The sequence below is a fragment of the Streptococcus mitis genome, from assembly GCF_000960005.1.
GTDB classification, from domain to species: domain Bacteria; phylum Bacillota; class Bacilli; order Lactobacillales; family Streptococcaceae; genus Streptococcus; species Streptococcus mitis_CK.
Genome location: NZ_JYGP01000001.1, coordinates 41,356 through 64,144 on the forward strand (window position 1 = coordinate 41,356; position 22,789 = coordinate 64,144).

General features: G+C 42.7%; 22 protein-coding genes. 21 read left to right on the forward strand and 1 reads right to left on the reverse strand.

Going from position 1 to position 22,789, the window contains the following annotated elements:
• Window positions 1–75 precede the first annotated feature (75 nt).
• The 16 genes from purC (at window position 76) to purB (ending at window position 17,123) form a co-directional block, all read left to right on the forward strand.
• Complete coding sequence (purC, locus tag TZ90_RS00220; protein ID WP_045610807.1) at window positions 76–783, forward strand: phosphoribosylaminoimidazolesuccinocarboxamide synthase; 708 nt, start codon at window positions 76–78, stop codon at window positions 781–783.
• A gap of 1 nt (window position 784) precedes the next feature.
• Entirely contained in the window at window positions 785–928 is a 144-nt protein-coding gene (locus TZ90_RS10645; protein WP_080890703.1) for a phosphoribosylaminoimidazolesuccinocarboxamide synthase, read from the forward strand.
• Between the two features lie 56 nt (window positions 929–984).
• Window positions 985–4,710 carry a phosphoribosylformylglycinamidine synthase gene (locus TZ90_RS00225; RefSeq protein WP_045610809.1) on the forward strand — a complete coding sequence of 1,242 codons (3,726 nt, stop codon included), beginning with the start codon at window positions 985–987 and terminating at the stop codon, window positions 4,708–4,710.
• Between the two features lie 12 nt (window positions 4,711–4,722).
• Window positions 4,723–6,165, forward strand: coding sequence for an amidophosphoribosyltransferase (gene purF / locus TZ90_RS00230; RefSeq protein ID WP_020903300.1), 1,443 nt, complete (start codon window positions 4,723–4,725; stop codon window positions 6,163–6,165).
• Window positions 6,166–6,370: 205 nt separating this feature from the next.
• A complete protein-coding gene (purM, locus tag TZ90_RS00235; RefSeq protein WP_045610811.1) occupies window positions 6,371–7,393 on the forward strand; it encodes a phosphoribosylformylglycinamidine cyclo-ligase in 1,023 nt (340 codons plus the stop codon).
• Window positions 7,390–7,941 carry a phosphoribosylglycinamide formyltransferase gene (gene purN, locus TZ90_RS00240; protein WP_045610812.1) on the forward strand — a complete coding sequence of 184 codons (552 nt, stop codon included), beginning with the start codon at window positions 7,390–7,392 and terminating at the stop codon, window positions 7,939–7,941. Before purM ends, purN begins: the two co-directional genes overlap by 4 nt.
• Window positions 7,942–7,985: 44 nt before the next feature.
• Entirely contained in the window at window positions 7,986–8,450 is a 465-nt protein-coding gene (locus tag TZ90_RS00245) for a GNAT family N-acetyltransferase (protein WP_045610814.1), read from the forward strand.
• Between the two features lies 1 nt (window position 8,451).
• A complete protein-coding gene (purH, locus tag TZ90_RS00250) occupies window positions 8,452–9,999 on the forward strand; it encodes a bifunctional phosphoribosylaminoimidazolecarboxamide formyltransferase/IMP cyclohydrolase (protein ID WP_045610815.1) in 1,548 nt (515 codons plus the stop codon).
• 121 nt (window positions 10,000–10,120) lie between these two features.
• A complete protein-coding gene (purD, locus tag TZ90_RS00255) occupies window positions 10,121–11,386 on the forward strand; it encodes a phosphoribosylamine--glycine ligase (protein WP_045610817.1) in 1,266 nt (421 codons plus the stop codon).
• Window positions 11,387–11,650: 264 nt separating this feature from the next.
• Window positions 11,651–11,767, forward strand: a complete 117-nt coding sequence (locus TZ90_RS10445; protein ID WP_080890690.1) for a phosphoribosylaminoimidazole carboxylase — start codon at window positions 11,651–11,653, stop codon at window positions 11,765–11,767.
• Window positions 11,768–11,796: 29 nt separating this feature from the next.
• Window positions 11,797–12,285, forward strand: a complete 489-nt coding sequence (purE, locus tag TZ90_RS00260; RefSeq protein WP_045610819.1) for a 5-(carboxyamino)imidazole ribonucleotide mutase — start codon at window positions 11,797–11,799, stop codon at window positions 12,283–12,285.
• Window positions 12,272–13,363, forward strand: a complete 1,092-nt coding sequence (purK, locus tag TZ90_RS00265) for a 5-(carboxyamino)imidazole ribonucleotide synthase (protein WP_045610821.1) — start codon at window positions 12,272–12,274, stop codon at window positions 13,361–13,363. Before purE ends, purK begins: the two co-directional genes overlap by 14 nt.
• Before the next feature lie 397 nt (window positions 13,364–13,760).
• Window positions 13,761–14,798, forward strand: a complete 1,038-nt coding sequence (locus TZ90_RS00270) for a hypothetical protein (RefSeq protein ID WP_045610823.1) — start codon at window positions 13,761–13,763, stop codon at window positions 14,796–14,798.
• Window positions 14,791–14,931, forward strand: coding sequence for a hypothetical protein (locus TZ90_RS10325; protein WP_186822567.1), 141 nt, complete (start codon window positions 14,791–14,793; stop codon window positions 14,929–14,931). Before TZ90_RS00270 ends, TZ90_RS10325 begins: the two co-directional genes overlap by 8 nt.
• Window positions 14,932–15,007: 76 nt before the next feature.
• The gene (locus TZ90_RS00275) at window positions 15,008–15,619 is read left to right on the forward strand and encodes a DUF6037 family protein (protein ID WP_045610825.1); all 612 of its coding nucleotides are present in this window, start codon (window positions 15,008–15,010) and stop codon (window positions 15,617–15,619) included.
• Window positions 15,620–15,827: 208 nt separating this feature from the next.
• Complete coding sequence (purB, locus tag TZ90_RS00280) at window positions 15,828–17,123, forward strand: adenylosuccinate lyase (protein ID WP_045610827.1); 1,296 nt, start codon at window positions 15,828–15,830, stop codon at window positions 17,121–17,123.
• Between the two features lie 209 nt (window positions 17,124–17,332).
• On the opposite strand, the gene TZ90_RS00285 is transcribed toward purB, so the two are convergent.
• Window positions 17,333–18,049 (reverse strand): GntR family transcriptional regulator, encoded by a 717-nt coding sequence (locus tag TZ90_RS00285; RefSeq protein ID WP_045610828.1) that lies wholly within the window; start codon window positions 18,047–18,049, stop codon window positions 17,333–17,335.
• A 317-nt stretch (window positions 18,050–18,366) separates the two neighbouring features.
• Here TZ90_RS00285 and TZ90_RS00290 point away from each other — a divergent pair, with 317 nt between their 5' ends.
• The 5 genes from TZ90_RS00290 to TZ90_RS00310 are packed head-to-tail and all read left to right on the forward strand — an operon-like array spanning window position 18,367 to window position 22,775.
• Entirely contained in the window at window positions 18,367–20,154 is a 1,788-nt protein-coding gene (locus TZ90_RS00290) for a glycoside hydrolase family 35 protein (protein WP_045610830.1), read from the forward strand.
• Window positions 20,151–20,627, forward strand: coding sequence for a PTS sugar transporter subunit IIB (locus TZ90_RS00295; protein ID WP_000156972.1), 477 nt, complete (start codon window positions 20,151–20,153; stop codon window positions 20,625–20,627). The genes TZ90_RS00290 and TZ90_RS00295 overlap by 4 nt, the downstream gene beginning before the upstream one ends.
• Window positions 20,628–20,653: 26 nt before the next feature.
• Window positions 20,654–21,559 carry a PTS mannose/fructose/sorbose/N-acetylgalactosamine transporter subunit IIC gene (locus tag TZ90_RS00300; protein ID WP_000617016.1) on the forward strand — a complete coding sequence of 302 codons (906 nt, stop codon included), beginning with the start codon at window positions 20,654–20,656 and terminating at the stop codon, window positions 21,557–21,559.
• On the forward strand, window positions 21,546–22,367 hold the full coding sequence (locus tag TZ90_RS00305; RefSeq protein ID WP_045610832.1) for a PTS system mannose/fructose/sorbose family transporter subunit IID: 822 nt from the start codon (window positions 21,546–21,548) through the stop codon (window positions 22,365–22,367). The genes TZ90_RS00300 and TZ90_RS00305 overlap by 14 nt, the downstream gene beginning before the upstream one ends.
• Window positions 22,368–22,370: 3 nt before the next feature.
• The gene (locus tag TZ90_RS00310; RefSeq protein WP_045610834.1) at window positions 22,371–22,775 is read left to right on the forward strand and encodes a PTS sugar transporter subunit IIA; all 405 of its coding nucleotides are present in this window, start codon (window positions 22,371–22,373) and stop codon (window positions 22,773–22,775) included.
• Window positions 22,776–22,789: the final 14 nt, after the last annotated feature.

Consider the following 22,789-nt stretch of genomic DNA (forward strand, 5'->3'; position numbering starts at 1 on the left):
ATTCGGTTAAATTCTTGTAATTTTAGGTTTTTTATGGTAGAATGTGCTCAAGTAATACGAAAGGCGAACTTTAAAATGTCAAAACAATTGATCTATTCGGGAAAAGCTAAAGATATCTATACAACTGAGGATGAAAATCTTATTATTTCAACTTACAAGGACCAGGCGACTGCTTTCAATGGTGTCAAGAAGGAGCAGATTGCAGGTAAGGGAGTGTTGAATAATCAGATTTCATCTTTTATTTTTGAGAAATTAAATGCGGCTGGTGTGGCGACTCACTTTGTGGAGAAGCTTTCGGACACGGAACAACTCAATAAAAATGTTAAGATTATTCCTTTGGAAGTTGTGCTCCGCAACTATACTGCTGGTTCCTTTTCAAAACGTTTTGGCGTAGACGAAGGAATCGCCTTGGAGACTCCGATTGTCGAATTTTACTACAAAAATGATGATTTGGATGATCCATTTATCAATGATGAGCATGTGAAATTCCTACAGATTGCCGATGATCAGCAGATTGCCTACTTGAAGGAAGAAACTCGTCGTATCAATGAACTTTTGAAGGTCTGGTTTGCTGAGATTGGGCTTAAGTTGATTGACTTTAAGCTAGAGTTCGGTTTTGACAAGGATGGCAAGATTATCTTGGCAGATGAATTTTCACCAGATAACTGCCGTTTGTGGGATGCGGATGGCAACCACATGGATAAGGATGTTTTCCGTAGAGGATTGGGAGAACTAACAGATGTTTACGAGATCGTCTGGGAAAAGTTGCAGGGGTTGAAATAATCTGTTTGCAACGGAAAACCTTCGTCTCTCAACTAAAAGGACTCAGGCTGAAAAGGTCCCCCAGACCTTTTCACTCCGTAGGGGATTAGGAGAACTAACAGACGTTTACGAAGTTGTCTGGGAGAAGTTGCAGGAATTGAAATAACAGCCTCAAGGCTGTTTAGGAATATTGCAAGAGCTGAAAAAAAGGAATAAGGATTGATGGATAAACGTATTTTTGTTGAAAAAAAGGCTGATTTTCAGGTCAAGTCAGAGAGTTTGGTTAGAGAACTCCAGCACAACTTGGGACTTTCAAGTTTGAAAAGTATTCGTATTGTGCAAGTGTATGATGTATTTGATTTGGCTGAGGACTTGTTTGCGCCTGCAGAGAAACACATCTTCTCTGAGCAGGTGACAGACCATGTTTTGGACGAAGCGGCTGTGCAGGCGGATCTTGCCAACTATGCTTTCTTTGCCATTGAAAGCCTACCAGGGCAGTTTGACCAGCGTGCAGCATCTTCACAGGAAGCCTTGCTTTTACTAGGAAGTTCAAGTGATGTAACGGTTAATACAGCCCAACTTTACTTGGTGAATGAAGATATTGATGCGACTGAGTTGGAAGCGGTCAAGAACTATCTGCTCAACCCAGTGGATTCTCGTTTCAAGGATATCACGACAGGGATTGCCAAGCAGGAATTTTCAGAGTCAGACAAGACCATTCCTAAATTGACTTTCTTTGAAAGCTATACAGCGGAAGATTTTGCGCGCTACAAGGCTGAACAAGGGATGGCTATGGAAGTGGATGATTTGCTCTTTATCCAAGACTACTTTAAGTCAATCGGGCGCGTTCCAACTGAGACCGAACTCAAGGTTTTGGATACTTACTGGTCTGACCACTGCCGTCACACGACTTTTGAGACAGAGTTGAAACACATCGACTTTTCAGCTTCTAAATTCCAAAAGCAATTGCAGTCAACCTATGACAAGTATATTGCCATGCGTGATGAGTTGGGGCGTACGGAAAAACCACAAACCTTGATGGATATGGCCACTATTTTCGGTCGTTATGAGCGTGCTAATGGACGTTTGGACGACATGGAAGTGTCTGATGAAATCAATGCTTGCTCAGTCGAAATTGAAGTGGACGTTGATGGTGTCAAGGAACCATGGCTCCTTATGTTCAAAAATGAAACCCACAACCATCCAACAGAAATTGAGCCATTTGGTGGGGCTGCTACCTGTATCGGTGGGGCCATTCGTGATCCATTGTCAGGTCGCTCATATGTTTACCAAGCCATGCGCATCTCAGGTGCTGGAGATATTACAGCACCGATTTCGGAAACGCGTGCTGGGAAATTGCCACAACAAGTCATTTCTAAGACAGCTGCTCATGGTTATTCTTCTTACGGAAACCAGATTGGGCTTGCAACAACCTACGTTCGTGAATACTTCCACCCAGGCTTTGTAGCTAAACGCATGGAGCTTGGTGCTGTTGTCGGAGCGGCTCCTAAGGGCAATGTTGTCCGTGAAAAACCGGAAGCGGGTGATGTCATTATCCTCCTTGGAGGTAAGACTGGACGTGATGGTGTCGGTGGTGCGACGGGCTCTTCTAAGGTTCAAACGGTTGAGTCTGTGGAAACTGCTGGAGCTGAGGTTCAAAAAGGGAATGCCATCGAAGAACGTAAGATTCAGCGCCTCTTCCGTAATGGCAATGTCACTCGTCTTATCAAGAAATCTAATGACTTTGGTGCTGGTGGAGTCTGTGTGGCTATCGGTGAATTAGCAGACGGTCTGGAAATTGACCTTAACAAGGTGCCTCTTAAATACCAGGGCTTGAATGGCACAGAAATTGCTATCTCTGAATCTCAAGAACGGATGGCTGTGGTGGTTCGTCCTGAGGATGTGGATGCCTTCGTTGCTGAATGTAACAAAGAGAATATTGATGCTGTTGTGGTGGCGACAGTGACTGAAAAACCAAATCTAGTCATGCACTGGAATGGTGAAACCATCGTGGACTTGGAACGTCGTTTCCTTGATACAAACGGTGTGCGCGTAGTCGTTGATGCCAAGGTTGTAGACAAGGATGCTAAACTTCCAGAAGAACGTCAAACATCTGCTGACACACTTGAAGCAGATACCCTTACGGTTTTATCTGACCTCAACCATGCGAGTCAAAAAGGATTACAGACTATCTTTGACTGTTCTGTTGGACGCTCTACGGTTAATCACCCACTTGGCGGTCGCTACCAACTCACACCAACTGAGGCTTCTGTGCAGAAGTTGCCAGTTCAACACGGAGTGACTCACACTGCGTCTGTCATAGCTCAAGGATTCAATCCATATGTAGCAGAATGGTCTCCATACCACGGTGCTGCCTATGCGGTGATCGAAGCAACTGCTCGATTGGTTGCTACGGGTGCCAACTGGTCTAAGGCTCGCTTCTCTTATCAAGAGTACTTCGAGCGCATGGACAAACAAGCTGAGCGTTTTGGTCAGCCAGTGGCAGCTCTCCTAGGCTCCATCGAAGCTCAGATTCAGCTTGGCTTGCCATCTATCGGTGGTAAGGACTCTATGTCTGGTACCTTTGAAGAATTGACCGTACCACCAACCTTGGTTGCTTTTGGAGTGACAACAGCAGATAGCCGTAAGGTGCTCTCTCCAGAATTTAAAGTTGCTGGGGAAAACATCTACTACATCCCAGGTCAAGCTCTTGCTGCAGAGATTGATTTTGCCTTAATTAAGAAAAACTTTGCTCAGTTTGAAGCCCTTCAAAAGGCTTACAAAGTAACAGCAGCTTCAGCTGTTAAATACGGTGGTGTGCTTGAAAGTTTGGCACTTGCTACTTTTGGAAATCATATCGGTGCAGAGGTGATCTTGCCTGAACTTGAGACAGCTTTGACAGCTCAATTGGGTGGATTTGTCTTTACATCTCCTGAAGAAATTGCTGGAGTAGAGAGAATCGGTCAAACGAAAGCAGACTTTACACTCCTTGTCAACGGTGTGAAGCTAGATGGACACAAGCTTGACAGTGCCTTCCAAGGAAAACTGGAAGAAGTTTACCCAACAGAATTTGCCCAAGCCAAAGAACTAGTAGAAGTTCCAGCTGTCGCTACTAACACAGTAATCCAAGCTAAAGAAAAAGTTGAAAAACCGGTAGTCTATATCCCAGTCTTCCCGGGCACCAACTCAGAATATGACTCAGCTAAGGCCTTCGAAAAAGAAGGTGCAGAGGTTAACTTGGTACCATTCGTGACCTTGCATGAAGAAGCCATTGTCAAGTCAGTTGAAACCATGGTTGACAACATCGGAAAGGCTAACATCCTCTTCTTTGCAGGTGGTTTCTCAGCTGCGGACGAACCAGATGGTTCAGCCAAGTTTATTGTTAATATTCTGCTTAATGAAAAAGTGCGTGCAGCTATTGATAGCTTTATCGCCCGTGGTGGCTTGATTATCGGTATCTGTAACGGCTTCCAAGCTTTGGTCAAATCAGGTCTTCTTCCATACGGAAACTTTGAAGATGCCAAAAGTACTAGCCCAACCCTTTTCTACAATGATGCCAACCAACACGTAGCCAAGATGGTGGAAACTCGGATTGCCAATACCAACTCGCCATGGTTGGCTGGGGTGCAAGTGGGTGATATCCACGCTATTCCTGTTTCACACGGTGAAGGGAAGTTTGTCGTGACGGCTGAGGAATTCGCTGAACTCCGTGACAATGGACAAATTTTCAGCCAATATGTTGATTTTGATGGAAAACCAAGTATGGATTCTAAGTATAATCCGAATGGTTCTGTCCATGCCATCGAAGGAATTACCAGCAAGAACGGCCAAATCATCGGTAAGATGGGACACTCAGAACGTTATGAAGACGGTCTTTTCCAAAATATCCCAGGAAATAAAGACCAGCACCTGTTTGCGTCAGCTGTGCGTTATTTCACAGGGAAATAAAAGGTATAAAAAATGACATACGAAGTAAAATCTCTTAATGAAGAATGTGGTGTTTTCGGTATCTGGGGGCATCCAGATGCAGCCAAATTGACCTATTTTGGTCTACACAGTCTTCAGCACCGTGGTCAGGAGGGGGCAGGAATCCTCTCCAATGACCAAGGAAAACTAAAGCGCCATCGTGACATGGGACTTTTATCAGAAGTGTTCAGAAATCCTGCTAACTTAGATAAATTGACAGGAACTGGTGCGATTGGGCATGTGCGTTATGCGACTGCTGGCGAAGCTTCTGTAGATAACATCCAGCCCTTCCTCTTCCGTTTTCATGATATGCAGTTTGGCTTGGCTCATAATGGAAATCTGACCAATGCAGCCTCTCTCAAGAAAGAACTGGAACAAAGAGGAGCGATTTTCAGTGCGACTTCGGACTCGGAAATCTTGGCTCATCTCATTCGTCGGAGTCATAATCCGAACTTAATGGGAAAAATCAAGGAAGCGCTCAGCCTTGTCAAAGGTGGCTTTGCTTATATCTTGCTATTTGAAGATAAGTTGATTGCGGCTCTTGACCCCAATGGTTTCCGTCCGCTTTCTATCGGGAAAATGGCCAACGGAGCAGTAGTCGTTTCCTCTGAAACCTGTGCTTTTGAGGTTATTGGTGCAGAGTGGATTCGTGATTTGAAGCCAGGTGAGATTGTGATCATTGATGACAAGGGCATCCAGTATGATAGCTATACGGATGATACTCAGCTCGCGATTTGTTCTATGGAGTATATCTATTTTGCCCGCCCGGATTCTAATATCCACGGTGTCAATGTCCATACGGCTCGCAAACGTATGGGTGCCCAATTGGCGCGTGAATTCAAGCATGAGGCGGATATCGTGGTCGGTGTGCCCAATTCTTCCCTCAGCGCGGCTATGGGATTTGCGGAAGAGTCCGGGCTACCAAATGAAATGGGCCTCATCAAGAACCAATACACCCAACGTACCTTTATCCAACCGACTCAAGAATTGCGGGAGCAAGGGGTACGGATGAAACTATCTGCTGTTTCTGGCGTTGTAAAAGGCAAGCGTGTTGTTATGATTGATGACTCTATTGTACGTGGAACAACCTCTCGTCGGATCGTTCAGCTCTTGAAAGAAGCGGGTGCGACTGAGGTTCACGTTGCCATTGGTAGTCCAGCGCTAGCTTATCCATGCTTCTACGGGATTGATATCCAAACCCGTCAGGAACTAATTGCGGCCAATCATACGGTTGAAGAAACTCGCCAAATCATTGGTGCGGACAGTCTGACCTATCTGTCTGTTGAAGGTTTGATTGAGTCAATTGGTATTGAAACGGATGCGCCAAATGGTGGTCTCTGTGTCGCTTACTTTGACGGTGATTACCCAACACCTCTATATGACTACGAAGAAGACTATCGTAGAAGTTTGGAAGAAAAGACCAGTTTTTACAAATAGACAATAGATCCTCCATTAAAGAAAGGGAATATAAAAATGCTTATGCTTCACGTCTCACCACTGACTAAAAGCTATAGCATTTGTCAGTAGACGCTTTCTCCTATGGAACCAAAGCTAGAGACCTGACTAGTATTTTTAGATAAAATAATTGTTTATCTAAAAATACGTCGCAGTCTTTCCCAAAAAAAAGAAAAGGAATAAATAGATGACAAATAAAAATGCATACGCTCAATCGGGCGTGGATGTTGAAGCGGGTTATGAAGTTGTTGAACGGATTAAAAAGCACGTGGCTCGTACGGAGCGTGCAGGTGTCATGGGAGCTCTTGGTGGCTTTGGTGGTATGTTTGACCTTTCAAAGACTGGGGTTAAAGAACCCGTCTTGATTTCAGGAACTGATGGTGTCGGAACCAAGCTCATGCTGGCTATCAAGTACGACAAGCACGATACCATCGGTCAGGACTGTGTGGCCATGTGTGTCAATGATATCATTGCTGCAGGTGCGGAGCCCCTCTATTTCCTTGACTATGTAGCGACAGGGAAGAATGAACCAGCTAAGCTAGAGCAAGTCGTTGCTGGTGTGGCAGAAGGTTGTGTGCAGGCAGGCGCTGCTCTCATTGGTGGGGAAACGGCTGAAATGCCTGGCATGTACGGCGAAGATGACTATGACTTGGCTGGTTTTGCAGTTGGTGTGGCTGAAAAATCTCAAATCATTGACGGCTCAAAGGTGTCTGAAGGAGATGTTCTTCTTGGACTTGCTTCAAGTGGGATTCACTCCAATGGTTACTCTCTCGTCCGTCGTGTTTTTGCGGACTACACAGGTGAGGAAGTCTTGCCAGAATTGGAAGGAAAGAAACTCAAGGAAGTTCTTCTTGAGCCGACTCGTATCTATGTCAAGGCTGTATTACCACTCATCAAGGAAGGGTTGGTCAACGGCATTGCCCACATCACTGGTGGTGGCTTTATCGAAAATGTCCCTCGTATGTTTGCAGATGACCTAGCTGCTGAGATTGAAGAAGACAAGGTTCCCGTGCTTCCAATTTTCAAAGCCCTTGAAAAATACGGTCAGATCAAACATGAAGAAATGTTTGAAATCTTCAATATGGGTGTGGGGCTTATGCTGGCAGTTAGCCCTGAAAATGTAAGTCGTGTCAAGGAATTGTTGGATGAACCAGTCTATGAAATTGGTCGCATCGTCAAGAAAGAAAACGAAAGTGTCATCATCAAATGAAAAAAATAGCGGTTTTTGCCTCTGGTAATGGCTCAAATTTTCAGGTGATAGCGGAACAATTTCCAGTAGAGTTTGTCTTTTCAGACCATCGTGACGCCTATGTGCTCGAACGTGCAGACAAGCTCGGCGTTCTGTCCTATGCTTTTGAACTCAAGGAGTTTGAGAGCAAAGCAGACTACGAAGCAGCCATTGTCGAACTCTTGGAAGAGCACCAGATTGACTTGGTTTGTCTAGCAGGCTACATGAAAATTGTTGGGCCAACCTTATTGGCGGCTTATGAAGGTCGGATTATCAACATTCATCCAGCCTACTTGCCAGAATTTCCAGGAGCTCATGGGATTGAGGATGCTTGGAATGCTGGCGTTGCTGAGAGCGGCGTGACCATTCATTGGGTGGATTCAGGTGTGGATACAGGAAAGGTTATCAAACAAGTGCGTGTGCCACGACTAGCTGATGATACGATTGACAGTTTTGAAACTCGCATTCATGAGGCAGAGTACAAGTTGTATCCGGAGGTGCTGGATAGTTTGGGAGTAGGGAGAAGATAAGAAGTAAATCAAGTTTTGATTTTGCAATCTTGCTAGGAGCAAAAATGATTGAGATAAAATTAGTAGACGAGAGCAGTTTTCAGGCAGTGCTGGATTTGAAAATATCTGAAGCTGATGAACGAGCACGTTTCGTGTCTCCAAATGTCCGCTCTTTAGCTGACGCATGGCTCTACCGAGAGAATGGGGATGTGTTTCCAATGGCAATCTATTGGAATGAGCTTGTAGTTGGTTTTCTCCTGTTGGAAATAGATAAGGATGAAGCGGAATACTTTATCTGGCGGATAATGATTGGTCAGCAGTACCAAGGAAGAGGTTATGGACGAAAAGCTGTGGAAGTTCTGATCAAAAAGGCTCAGATGGATATCACTTGCAATCATATTATCGCAGATTATGTGGTTGGAAATGAAAAAATGAAGCACCTGTTGACTAGTTTGGGTTTTCAGGAAACAGGATTTATAAAAGAAAATAACGAAGTCGCTATGCGCTTGGACCTAAAGAAAGAGGAATAGAATGACGAAAAAAGCTTTGATCAGCGTATCAGATAAAGCGGGCATTGTTGAATTTGCCCAAGAACTCAAAAAACTTGGTTGGGACATCATCTCAACAGGTGGCACCAAGGTTGCCCTTGACAATGCTGGGGTAGACACTATTGCCATCGATGATGTGACTGGTTTTCCAGAGATGATGGATGGCCGTGTCAAGACCCTTCATCCAAATATCCACGGGGGACTTTTGGCTCGTCGTGACTTGGATAGTCACTTGGAAGCAGCTAAGGAGAACCAGATTGAGCTCATTGATCTTGTTGTGGTAAACCTTTACCCATTTAAGGAAACCATCCTCAAACCAGACGTGACTTACGCTGATGCAGTTGAAAACATTGATATCGGTGGGCCATCTATGCTTCGCTCGGCAGCGAAGAATCATGCCAGCGTAACAGTTGTGGTAGATCCAGCTGACTATGCTGTGGTTTTGGGACAATTGGCAGCTAACGGCGAAACAAGTTACGAAACTCGCCAACGTTTGGCAGCCAAGGTTTTCCGTCACACAGCGGCTTATGACGCCTTGATTGCAGAGTATTTCACAGCTCAAGTCGGAGAAAGCAAACCTGAAAAGCTCACTTTGACCTATGACCTCAAACAAGCTATGCGTTACGGTGAGAACCCTCAACAAGACGCGGATTTCTACCAGAAAGCTTTGCCGACTGATTACTCAATTGCTTCAGCCAAACAGCTTAACGGTAAGGAATTGTCATTCAACAATATTCGTGACGCTGATGCTGCTATCCGTATCATCCGTGACTTCAAAGACCGTCCAACCGTTGTGGCTCTCAAACACATGAACCCATGTGGAATCGGTCAGGCTGATAACATTGAGACTGCTTGGGACTACGCTTATGAGTCTGATCCAGTGTCTATCTTTGGTGGGATTGTCGTTCTCAACCGTGAGGTGGATGCTGCGACAGCTGAGAAGATGCATGGTGTATTCCTTGAAATCATCATTGCACCAAGCTATACGGATGAAGCGCTAGCCATTTTGACCAACAAAAAGAAAAACTTGCGTATCCTTGCCTTGCCATTTGATGCTCAAGACGCTAGCGAAGTGGAAGCAGAATATACAGGTGTTGTCGGTGGACTTCTGGTGCAAAACCAAGATGTGGTCAAGGAAAGCCCAGCCGATTGGCAAGTGGTGACCAAACGCCAACCAACTGAGACAGAAGCGACAGCTCTTGAGTTTGCTTGGAAGGCTATTAAATACGTCAAATCCAACGGAATCATTGTAACCAACGACCACATGACACTGGGTGTTGGTCCAGGTCAGACTAACCGTGTGGCTTCTGTTCGCATCGCTATTGACCAAGCTAAAGACCGTCTTGACGGCGCTGTGCTTGCTTCGGATGCCTTCTTCCCATTTGCGGATAATGTGGAAGAAATCGCTAAAGCAGGTATTAAGGCTATCATCCAACCAGGTGGATCGGTCCGTGATCAGGAATCAATCGAAGCTGCTGACAAATATGGTCTGACCATGGTCTTCACAGGAGTGAGACATTTTAGACATTAAGAACGTTAAAGGGAAGAAAACAGTTTCTTTCCTTTTTTGCGTAAAAATGCGGAGTGAAACAAGATTAAAACGAACGTTTGTGATATAATATTAGTAAATAATTCGCAAAAGAGGTTGAGAGATGAAGCTGTTAGTTGTCGGTTCTGGTGGTCGTGAACATGCGATTGCTAAGAATTTGCTTGAGTCAAAAGACGTTGAAAAAGTATTTGTAGCTCCTGGGAATGATGGGATGACTCTGGATGGTTTGGAATTGGTAAATATCTCTATTTCCGAACATTCTGAATTGATTGAGTTTGCAAAAACCAACGATATTGCTTGGACCTTTATCGGTCCAGATGACGCCCTTGCAGCTGGTATCGTGGATGATTTCCATGCAGCTGGTCTCAAAGCCTTTGGTCCGACAAGATTGGCAGCTGAGCTGGAGTGGTCCAAGGATTTTGCCAAGGAAATCATGGTCAAATACGGCGTTCCGACAGCAGCCTATGGCACATTCTCAGATTTCGAGGCAGCTAAGGTTTATATCGAGGAGAAAGGCGCTCCAATCGTCGTCAAGGCGGATGGTTTGGCTCTTGGGAAAGGTGTTGTCGTTGCTGAGACAGTCGAGCAAGCAGTAGAAGCCGCTCACGAGATGCTTTTAGACAATAAATTTGGTGACTCAGGCGCGCGTGTAGTTATTGAGGAATTCCTTGAAGGAGAGGAATTTTCACTCTTTGCCTTTGTCAATGGCGACAAGTTCTATATCATGCCGACAGCGCAAGACCACAAACGTGCCTATGATGGCGATAAGGGGCCTAACACTGGTGGGATGGGTGCCTATGCGCCAGTTCCACACTTACCACAGAGTGTAGTTGATACAGCGGTTGACACCATTGTCAAGCCAGTCCTCGAAGGGATGATTAAAGAAGGTCGCCCTTATCTGGGTATCCTTTACGCAGGGCTTATCTTGACAGCTGATGGACCTAAGGTCATCGAGTTCAACGCTCGTTTTGGAGATCCTGAAACTCAGATTATCTTGCCTCGTCTGACCTCTGATTTTGCCCAAAATATCACAGATATTCTGGATAGCAAGGAGCCAAACATCACCTGGACGGACAAGGGTGTGACTCTGGGTGTGGTTGTCGCATCCAATGGTTATCCGCTAGACTATGAAAAAGGTGTCAAGTTGCCAGCCAAGACAGAAGGCGACATTATCACCTATTATGCAGGGGCTAAGTTTGCGGAAAATAGCAGAGCACTGCTATCAAACGGTGGACGTGTTTATATGCTAGTTACCACAGCAGACACCGTCAAAGAAGCCCAAAACACCATCTACAGCCAACTCGACAAACAAAACACAGAAGGGCTCTTCTACCGAACCGATATCGGAAGCAAGGCGATAAAAGATTAACAGATACTAATTTTGTTATGGCGAGCGAAAGCGAACCGAAGTAAGATAATAATCGCCGTGGTGAAAAGACCAGAACAGTATCTGTTCTGGTCGAAGGAAATTTTGAGACCTTAGGCTCAAAGTTTAGGAATGAAACCGAAGGTTTGCTTCCATCCCCGCCATCTAAGACCATTATCAAAAAGAAGAATCAAAATTCACAAAATACGTTAATGGTCGTATGGTTTGCGAGCGTTAGCGAGCTAATATAGAAAAATCACCGCTGTTGTGAAAGAACAGTTGGATGATAATCCAATCGTTCAGGGAAATTGGAAGACCTTGGGCTTCCAATTTAGGCATGAGACACCTTTGGTGGCTGCTGCCGTCCCTCACAACCTAAGGTGATTGTAGAAAAAGAGGAAAAAGGAGAAGAAATGAAACCCGTAATTTCCATCATCATGGGCTCAAAATCCGATTGGGTAACCATGCAAAAAACAGCCGAAGTCCTAGACCGCTTCGGTGTAGCCTACGAAAAGAAGGTTGTCTCTGCCCATCGCACACCTGATCTCATGTTCAAGCATGCCGAAGAAGCGCGTAGTCGTGGTATCAAGGTCATCATCGCAGGTGCAGGTGGCGCAGCTCATTTGCCAGGTATGGTCGCAGCTAAAACAATCCTTCCAGTCATTGGTGTGCCCGTAAAATCGCGTGCCCTTAGTGGTGTGGACTCGCTCTACTCTATCGTCCAGATGCCAGGTGGAGTGCCTGTCGCAACTATGGCTATTGGTGAAGCAGGTGCGACCAACGCTGCCCTCTTTGCCCTTCGTCTCCTATCAGTAGAGGATCAGTCTATCGCGACAGCATTGGCAGATTTCGCAAAGGAGCAAGGAAAAATCGCAGAGGAGTCGACAAATGAGCTCATCTAAAACAATTGGAATTATCGGTGGTGGTCAGCTGGGTCAAATGATGGCTATTTCTGCTATCTATATGGGGCACAAGGTTATAGCGCTGGATCCTGCGGCAGATTGTCCTGCCTCTCGCGTGGCGGAAATCATCGTGGCTCCTTATAACGATGTGGATGCTCTTCGTCAGCTGGCAGAGCGTTGCGATGTCCTCACCTATGAGTTTGAAAATGTCGATGCCGACGGATTGGATGCGGTTGTCAAGGATGGGCAACTTCCACAAGGGACGGACCTGCTTCGCATTTCTCAAAATCGGATTTTTGAAAAGGACTTCCTCTCAAACAAGGCTCAAGTCACTGTAGCACCTTACAAGGTTGTGACCTCAATCCAAGATTTGGCAGATATTGACCTTTCTAAAAACTATGTCCTCAAGACTGCAACAGGTGGCTACGATGGGCATGGACAAAAGGTCATTCGCTCAGAAGCAGATTTGGCAGAAGCCTATGCGCTAGCTGACTCAGCAGACTGTGTTTTGGAAGAATTTGTCAACTTCGACCTTGAAATTTCTGTCATCGTGTCAGGAAATGGCAAGGATGTGACAGTTTTCCCAGTTCAGGAAAATATCCACCGAAACAACATTCTTTCAAAAACCATTGTGCCAGCCCGTATTTCAGAAAGTCTAGCTGAAAAAGCAAAAGCCATGGCAGTGAAGATTGCTGAACAGCTTAACCTGTCTGGAACTCTCTGTGTAGAAATGTTTGCGACAGCTGATGATATCATTGTCAACGAAATCGCCCCACGTCCACACAACTCTGGGCACTATTCTATTGAAGCCTGTGATTTCTCGCAGTTTGATACCCATATCTTGGGTGTTCTGGGAGCGCCATTGCCAGCTATCAAACTACATGCGCCGGCCGTTATGCTGAATGTTCTCGGCCAACACGTTGAGGCTGCTGAAAAATATGTCACAGAAAATCCAAGCGCTCACCTCCACATGTATGGTAAAATAGAAGCGAAGCACAACCGCAAGATGGGGCATGTGACTTTGTTTAGTGATGTGCCAGATAGTGTGGATGAGTTTGGGGAAGGGATAGATTTTTAATTTATGAATCTTACCTATTGTGTTGAAAAGTGGAGTTTTTAGGAGTATTAATGAATTGAGGTAGAGTACTATGAAATGTGCAAACTGTGGTAATACTGATAGTAATAGATTGTGGGATGAAGGTGATACATTCTACTGCTCAAAGTGTGCGCACCGAACACTTTATGCAACAGGTGAGGATGACTTAGTGGAATGTCCATGTTGTCATAAAATGAGGGATAGAAAAGCATTTTATTGTAGAAACTGTAATGATACTTGGTAGGGAATTATAAGAAATCTCAATTGTTTATTTGCAGGTGTATGACAAACAAGAAAAACACAACCACAAAATGGGTGTGTGAACTTGTTTAGTAATGAGACATACGAGGTTTGGAGGGGATAAGGTAGGAGCTGCAAAATGAGAGAGTTAGCTTTAAAAAACGATAAACTCATTGAGGAAGAGAAAAATAGTAATCAACTTGATATTAGATTTTTTCAAAATAAAAGTAAGATGTTTGAAAAAGTTGGAAATTATTTTACAACGATCATTAACTCCTATAATGAAGTGAAACAGAATATTGATCCTAAAGAAATATATGTTGTTAAATTTACTCAAGAACAGCTAAACAAATTTAATAGTGGAGATATTAATTTTCAAAAAACGGCTGATATGGAGTCTTTATTACCAAATTTTGTATCAAAAGGGACTAATAACGATATTGTTTCATTGGCTAGACTGGAAAAAATTGTATTAGACAATCCTGAAGCTTTACAAAATGTCATGACAAATGTAAATCGGTTGGTTGAAGCTCAAAAAGTAGATGAACTGGAGTTATTGCTGTCAGAAGTAAAACAGATTTCTTTAGATATTAAACAAGGTCAAAAAGATGATAGGCGGTCCAAAATATTGGGTGCAGAAAGTACAATAGAGCAAGCTTTATTAATGAGCGATGAAAATCCTCAAAAAGAGCATCTGTTATTGAATGCGATTAATCAGTTAAACGAAGGGCGAGCATCTATTATAAAAGAATTTGAAGGAGTTGTGGCTAAAAATTTATCCATCCCCCAAAATAATTTTATATTGTTATTAAAATCAGCTTTGGATAACAATTTTAATGAGAGCGTCTCAGATAGCTTTGCAGAATTAAATGACCAATTCTCATATATTGTAAAGGCAAGTGATTTACTAGCTAAAATATACACAGTGACAGGAAACAATGGATTAATTGACACTGTTTATGCACCTATCAAGACCTTAATACACGATAACCATGAGTATGTCTCAAAATTGGTAGAATTGCAGGAAATAAGTATTGAGGAGCAAAGGCGGTTAAAATGGTGTATTGAGCCGATTGATTTTATTGGAAAAATTGGAGCAACTGAATTGTCAGATGATGATATTATTACAATTGAATTTTCAGGTCAGGAATTATTAAAGGGAGTAAAAAATGGATAGAAACCAAGTACATAAGATTGGGAAAATTATAAATAAGCCTGTTAAATTTGTAAAGGAAAATGCAGGGAAAACGGCAACAGTACTTGCTGCAGTTGTTTCAGTAGTTGCATTTATTGACGGCAGAAAAAAATAGAATTACTGTCATATATAGAATTAGATTTGGATAAAAGACTACATTTTAAATTGAAAGGTAGGAGAATAATCTTATCATGTTAGAAAATCTCAAAGACTTAAAAAATGATATGGTGGCAAAGCAATGGACTATCTGTAGTTTTATCTTTATCTATAAAAGAGTAGAGTATATCGTCCTTGTAAAGCGATTTGTTGGTAGGGAGCAAAGGATTGAAAAGTACGCATCAGTGAAGCTACATTTTATAGAAGCTGACAATTTAGTCCATGAGTTACAAGTTGAGGCAAATAGTCAAAGATTGTTCGTAGAAGCTAGAATTTTAAGAGAATTTTTTGGAATTGAGTATGGTGATAATTTAGGTGATATACTAAAGCAATTCACAAATCAATTAGGTAATTCAGTACCAAAAAAAGTTCCTGAACAAAGAACGGATAATGAACAAGCAGCTTTAGTAAGTTCTCTAAGTCAGAGTGACGCAGAGAATCCGAATAAAATTTATTGTTATGGTGTAAAAAGAAATTCAAACGGGGGACAACGAAGTGAGTTTAATTCAGATAAAACCAAATTGTTGCGACCAAATTTGTTTAGATATTTTGAAACTGACACTAGTATCAGTTTCTGCTATAGTGATGATATCAATAAAGAAAATAATGATTCTGAAATTTTAAGAAAATTTGGTGAGATTAAATAGACATAGCTTTGTATTGACTGGTAATTTGTGATAAATATAATAGAAAACAACAATTATATTTTTGAAAATAACTATGATTACCTAATTATTCAACATTTAGAAAGTTATCTTGAGACTTTAGGCTCAAGATTTAGTCATGAGATTTCGAAGGAAGTTGCTGACATTCGTCTCACTTAAGTGAAACATCAAAAGAAAGGAAAATAAAACAATGATCGAACGTTACTCTCGCCCTGAGATGGCGAATATTTGGAGTGAAGAAAATAAATACCGTGCTTGGCTTGAGGTGGAAATCTTGGCTGACGAGGCATGGGCTGAGTTGGGAGAAATCCCTAAGGAAGATGTGGCTTTGATTCGCGAAAAAGCGGACTTTGACATCGACCGTATTTTGGAAATTGAGCAGGAGACTCGCCACGATGTGGTGGCTTTCACGCGTGCGGTTTCTGAAACGCTTGGCGAAGAGCGCAAGTGGGTCCATTACGGCTTGACATCAACTGACGTGGTGGATACGGCCTACGGTTACCTCTACAAGCAGGCCAACGACATTATCCGTCGTGACCTTGAAAATTTCACCAACATCATCGCTGATAAGGCTAAGGAGCACAAGTTCACCATCATGATGGGGCGTACCCACGGTGTGCACGCTGAGCCTACAACTTTTGGTCTTAAATTGGCGACTTGGTACAGCGAAATGAAGCGCAATATCGAGCGTTTCGAGCATGCGGCTGCTGGTGTGGAAGCTGGTAAGATCTCTGGTGCGGTTGGGAACTTTGCCAATATCCCGCCATTCGTTGAGCAATACGTCTGCGACAAATTGGGTATCCGTGCCCAAGAAATCTCTACACAGGTGCTTCCTCGTGACCTTCATGCTGAGTACTTTGCGGTTCTTGCCAGCATCGCGACTTCAATCGAACGTATGGCGACTGAGATTCGTGGTCTACAAAAATCTGAGCAACGCGAAGTGGAAGAGTTCTTTGCTAAAGGGCAAAAAGGGTCTTCAGCAATGCCTCACAAACGTAATCCTATCGGTTCTGAAAACATGACAGGTCTGGCGCGTGTTATTCGTGGACACATGATTACAGCTTATGAAAACGTAGCTCTTTGGCACGAACGTGACATCTCTCACTCATCAGCTGAGCGTATCATCACACCAGATACAACCATTTTGATTGATTACATGCTTAACCGTTTTGGAAATATCGTTAAGAACTTGACGGTCTTCCCAGAAAACATGATTCGCAACATGAACTCGACATTTGGTTTGATTTTCAGCCAACGCGCTATGTTGACCTTGATTGAAAAAGGCATGACCCGTGAGCAAGCCTATGACCTGGTGCAACCAAAAACAGCTTACTCTTGGGACAACCAAGTAGACTTTAAACCACTTCTCGAAGCAGATCCAGAGGTAACTTCTCGCCTCACTCAAGAAGAAATCGACGAAATCTTTAACCCTCTTTATTACACTAAACGAGTGGATGCTATATTTGAACGTCTTGGTTTAGGATAATTAAAATAAAATCGAAGTTCGATTACTCTATTTATAGGAGTAGAAGAACTTCGATTTTTATTTTTTCTTCAAGTACTTTTGATAAAAATGACCTATATTTTAGTAAAATTTAAACAAATTTAGTCTATCTTAATTGACATATAGAAAATACATTTTTAATGTCATATAATAAACATAGAAAAAGCCCAAGCAAGGCTCAGGCTTTCTTCTTAGTGATCACGGTCACATGAAATGAATTTGATTTTGTAGTAATCTGCTCGTTTATATGTTTCGCTGTAAGCGAGAACTTGACCAGTAGACTCTAGTTTAGTAGTCTTGGTTTGTAAAACGGTTGGGAATTGTTCATCGACTCCGAGGACCGAAGCCACATGTTCTGGAGTTGGAAATGCTATTTCATTGATTTCTTCAAAATGTTCATCATTCATGTGAATGTGGTAATCCAATTTGAAACGGTTATAGATAGAGCTATAATATTCAAGATTTGGATAATTTGCGTTGACGTATTGTTCTGGGATGTAAGATGTATGGTAGATGTACACAACACCACCTGTTTCGCGTACGCGTTCAATCTTGTAGTAGAACTGATCTCCGCGTAGTCCAAGTTTTTCTAAGTAGCTTAGTTTGTTTCCACGCTCAATAGAAAGGACGGTAACTTTATCATCTTTAGTTTCAAAAACTTCTACATCTGAAAACTCTACGAGTTTGTGTTTACGTGCGCGTGAAACGAATGTACCCTTTCCTTGTTGACGGACAATATAGCCATCCTTGGCAAGGTCGTTTAAGGCGCGGACAACTGTGATAGAACTCACATCATACATTGCAATCAATTCAGCTTCAGTGTAGAATTTATCTCCACTGGCAAATTGACCAGAAATGATTTTGTTCTTTAACTCATCTTTAATATATTGATACTTTGGAATTGCCATATTTTCACCTCGATTTTCCTTCTCAGTTAAAGATTTTACCATAAAACTGGAAAGAATAGTAGCCTTTTGAATAAAAAAATTAGAATAATAGGCTATAAGGTTAATTTACATAGAAATTAATAGAATTTCTTACATCTTTATACATGTCAATTAAGATGAAATTATTTCTTGAGATAGTAAGGTTTTATAAGTTTTTTTGTAAAAATTAGTAAAAATGAAAAAAATCGTGAAAACCTATTGACAAATGTAAGATATTGAGTTATATTTACTATATCAACAAATGAAAGCGTAAACTTTAGTTGTCAGAAGGTAAGAATATGACACGATTTGAGATACGGGATGATTTTTATCTCGATGGAAAATCATTTAAGATTTTATCTGGCGCCATTCATTATTTTAGGGTTCCTCCAGAAGATTGGTATCATTCGCTCTATAACTTGAAGGCTCTTGGTTTTAATACAGTAGAGACTTATGTGGCCTGGAATTTACACGAGCCTCGTGAGGGTGAGTTTCACTTTGAAGGAGCTCTGGATTTGGAGCGATTTCTCCAAACGGCACAAGATTTGGGTCTCTACGCTATCGTTCGTCCGTCGCCCTTCATCTGTGCGGAGTGGGAATTCGGTGGCTTACCAGCTTGGCTCTTAACCAAAGATATGAGGATTCGTTCCTCAGACCCAGCCTATATTGAGGCTGTCGGTCACTACTATGACCAGCTCTTGGCACGGTTGGTTCCACATTTGTTGGACAAGGGTGGCAATATCCTCATGATGCAGGTTGAAAATGAGTATGGTTCTTATGGCGAGGATAAGGCTTACCTGAGAGCCATTCGACAGTTGATGGAAGAGCGTGGCGTAACCTGTCCTCTCTTTACATCAGATGGTCCATGGAGAGCTACTCTGAAAGCTGGAACTTTGATCGAAGATGACCTCTTTGTAACAGGAAACTTTGGTTCTAAAGCTCCGTACAACTTTTCACAGATGCAGGAATTCTTTGATGAACATGGCAAGAAATGGCCGCTCATGTGTATGGAGTTCTGGGATGGCTGGTTCAATCGTTGGAAAGAGCCGATTATCACACGGGATCCGAAAGAGTTGGCAGATGCAGTTCGAGAGGTTTTGGAACAAGGCTCTATCAATCTCTACATGTTCCATGGTGGTACAAACTTTGGTTTCATGAATGGTTGCTCAGCTCGAGGGACTTTGGACCTGCCACAAGTTACATCTTATGATTACGATGCCCTTCTGGATGAAGAAGGAAATCCAACTGCCAAATATTTGGCAGTCAAGAAGATGATGGCAACACATTTCCCAGAGTATCCCCAGTTGGAACCACTCTACAAAGAGAGTATGGAGTTGGATGCTATTCCACTAGTTGAAAAAGTTTCCTTGTTTGAAACCTTGGATAGCTTGTCAAGTCCTGTAGAAAGCCTCTATCCTAAAAAGATGGAGGAGTTGGGACAAAGTTATGGCTACCTACTCTATCGAACAGAAACAAACTGGGATGCAGAAGAAGAAAGACTTCGTATCATTGACGGTCGAGATAGAGCTCAGCTTTATGTCGATGGTCAGTGGGTCGAAACCCAATATCAGACAGAGATTGGGGAAGATATTTTTTATCAAGGCGAAAAGAAAGCGCTATCTAGATTGGATATCTTGGTAGAAAATATGGGGCGTGTCAACTATGGACATAAGTTCTTAGCAGATACGCAACGTAAGGGAATTCGGACAGGGGTTTGTAAGGATTTGCACTTCCTACTAAACTGGAAACACTATCCACTCCCACTAGATAATCCTGAGAAAATTGATTTTTCAAAAGGATGGACAGAAGGACAACCAGCCTTTTACGCTTATGACTTTACAGTCCAAGAGCCAAAAGATGCTTACCTAGACTTGTCTGAGTTTGGTAAGGGAGTTGCCTTTGTCAATGGGCAGAACCTAGGACGTTTTTGGAGCGTCGGCCCAACACTCTCGCTTTATATCCCTCATAGCTATCTCAAGGAAGGTGATAACCGCATCATCATCTTTGAAACAGAAGGTGAATATAAAGAAGAGATTCATTTAACTCGAAAACCTACACTAAAACACATAAAGGGGGAAAACTTATGACAATTGTAGGATGCCGTATCGATGGACGTTTGATCCACGGACAAGTAGCCAATCTTTGGGCTGGAAAACTAAATGTTTCACGCATTATGGTTGTAGATGACGAAGTTGTCAACAACGACGTTGAAAAGAGTGGTTTGAAACTTGCGACACCACCAGGTGTAAAATTGAGTATTTTGCCAATTGAAAAAGCGGCAGCCAATATTCTTGCTGGAAAATACGATAGCCAACGTCTCTTTATCGTGGCTCGTAAACCAGACCGCTTCCTTGGTTTGGTAGAAGCAGGTGTACCACTTGAAACCCTTAATGTTGGGAATATGTCTCAAACGCCAGAAACTCGCCCCATCACACGTTCTATCAACGTAGTAGACAAGGATGTGGAAGACTTCCACAAATTGGCAGAAAAAGGTGTTAAACTTACTGCTCAAATGGTTCCAAATGATCCAATTTCAGACTTTTTGAGCTTATTAAAATAGGAAAAAATTTTTAGGAGGTCATTGTTATGATACAATGGTGGCAAATTTTACTTCTCACTTTGTACTCAGCTTATCAAATCTGTGATGAGTTGACGATCGTTTCTTCTGCAGGTTCCCCTGTATTTGCTGGTTTCATTACTGGTTTAATCATGGGAGATGTGACTACTGGTCTGCTTATAGGTGGTAACTTGCAACTGTTCGTTCTTGGGGTTGGTACCTTCGGTGGTGCTTCTCGTATCGACGCAACTTCTGGTGCGGTTCTTGCGACAGCCTTCTCTGTTTCACAAGGTATTGATACAGCACTGGCGATTACAACAATCGCTGTGCCAGTAGCAGCTCTCTTGACATACTTCGACGTTCTTGGTCGTATGACAACTACTTTCTTCGCTCACCGCGTGGATGCTGCAATCGAACGCTTTGACTATAAAGGTATTGAACGTAACTACTTGCTTGGTGCGATTCCTTGGGCTTTATCTCGTGCCCTTCCAGTCTTCTTTGCCCTTGCCTTTGGTGGCGAATTTGTACAACACGTAGTAGACTTCGTTACAAAATACCAATGGGTTGCAGATGGTTTGACTCTCGCAGGACGTATGCTTCCAGGTCTTGGATTTGCAATCTTGCTTCGTTACCTTCCAGTTAAACGTAACCTTCACTACCTTGCAATGGGATTTGGTTTGACAGCTATGTTGACTGTTCTTTACTCATATGTAACAGGTCTTGGTGGCGCTGTTGCTGGTATCGTAGGCACTCTACCGAAAGATGTTGCTGAAAAAATTGGTTTCGTGAACAACTTCAAAGGTTTGTCTATGATCGGTATTTCTATCGTAGGTATTTTCCTTGCAGTGCTTCACTTCAAAAATAGCCAAAAAGTAGCTGTAGCAGCACCTTCTACACCATCAGAAAGTGGGGAAATCGAAGATGACGAATTCTAATTACAAACTTACAAAAGAAGATTTTAATCAAATCAACAAACGTAGCTTGTTTACTTTCCAATTAGGTTGGAACTACGAACGTATGCAAGCTTCTGGTTACCTGTACATGATCTTGCCACAATTGCGTAAAATGTATGGTGATGGAACTCCTGAATTGAAAGAAATGATGAAAGTTCATACTCAATTCTTCAATACTTCACCATTCTTCCATACCATTATCGCTGGTTTTGACCTTGCCATGGAAGAAAAAGATGGTGTGGGTGCAAAAGACGCCGTTAACGGTATCAAGACAGGTTTGATGGGACCATTTGCTCCTCTTGGAGATACAATCTTTGGTTCGCTTGTACCTGCTATCATGGGGTCAGTCGCAGCAACTATGGCTATCGCTGGCCAACCTTGGGGTATCTTCCTTTGGATCGCAGTTGCAGTTGCTTATGACATCTTCCGTTGGAAACAGTTGGAATTTGCCTACAAAGAAGGGGTTAACCTTATCAACAACATGCAAAGTACCTTGACAGCTTTGATTGACGCTGCATCTGTACTTGGTGTCTTCATGATGGGTGCTCTTGTAGCAACAATGATCAACTTTGAAGTTTCTTATAAATTGCCAATCGGTGAAAAGATGATTGATTTCCAAGACATCTTGAACCAAATCTTCCCACGTTTGCTTCCAGCAATCTTTACTGCCTTTATCTTCTGGTTGCTTGGTAAGAAAGGTATGACTTCTACTAAAGCTATCGGTATCATTATCGCTCTTGCAGTAGGTCTTTCATTCATTGGTAAATTCTTGCTTGGAATGGGCGCATAATTTATGGCTAAATCATTAATTTTGGTGAGTCATGGTCGTTTCTGTGAAGAACTGAAAGGTAGCACTGAAATGATCATGGGTCCACAAGACAATATTCATGCAGTTCCTCTTCTTCCAGAAGATGGCCCAGAAGAATTTACTGCGAAATTTGAAGCTGCTATTGAAGGATTGGATGATTTCCTAGTCTTTGCGGATCTTCTCGGTGGAACACCATGTAACGTGGTAAGCCGTTTGATTATGGAAGGTCGTGACATCGAACTTTACGCAGGGATGAATCTTCCAATGGTGATTGAATTTATCAATGCTAGCCTTACAGGTGCAGATGCGGACTATAAGAACCGTGCTGCAGAAAGCATTGTGAAAGTTAATGACCTGTTAGCTGGCTTCGATGATGACGAAGATGAATAAGATGTGACAACGTG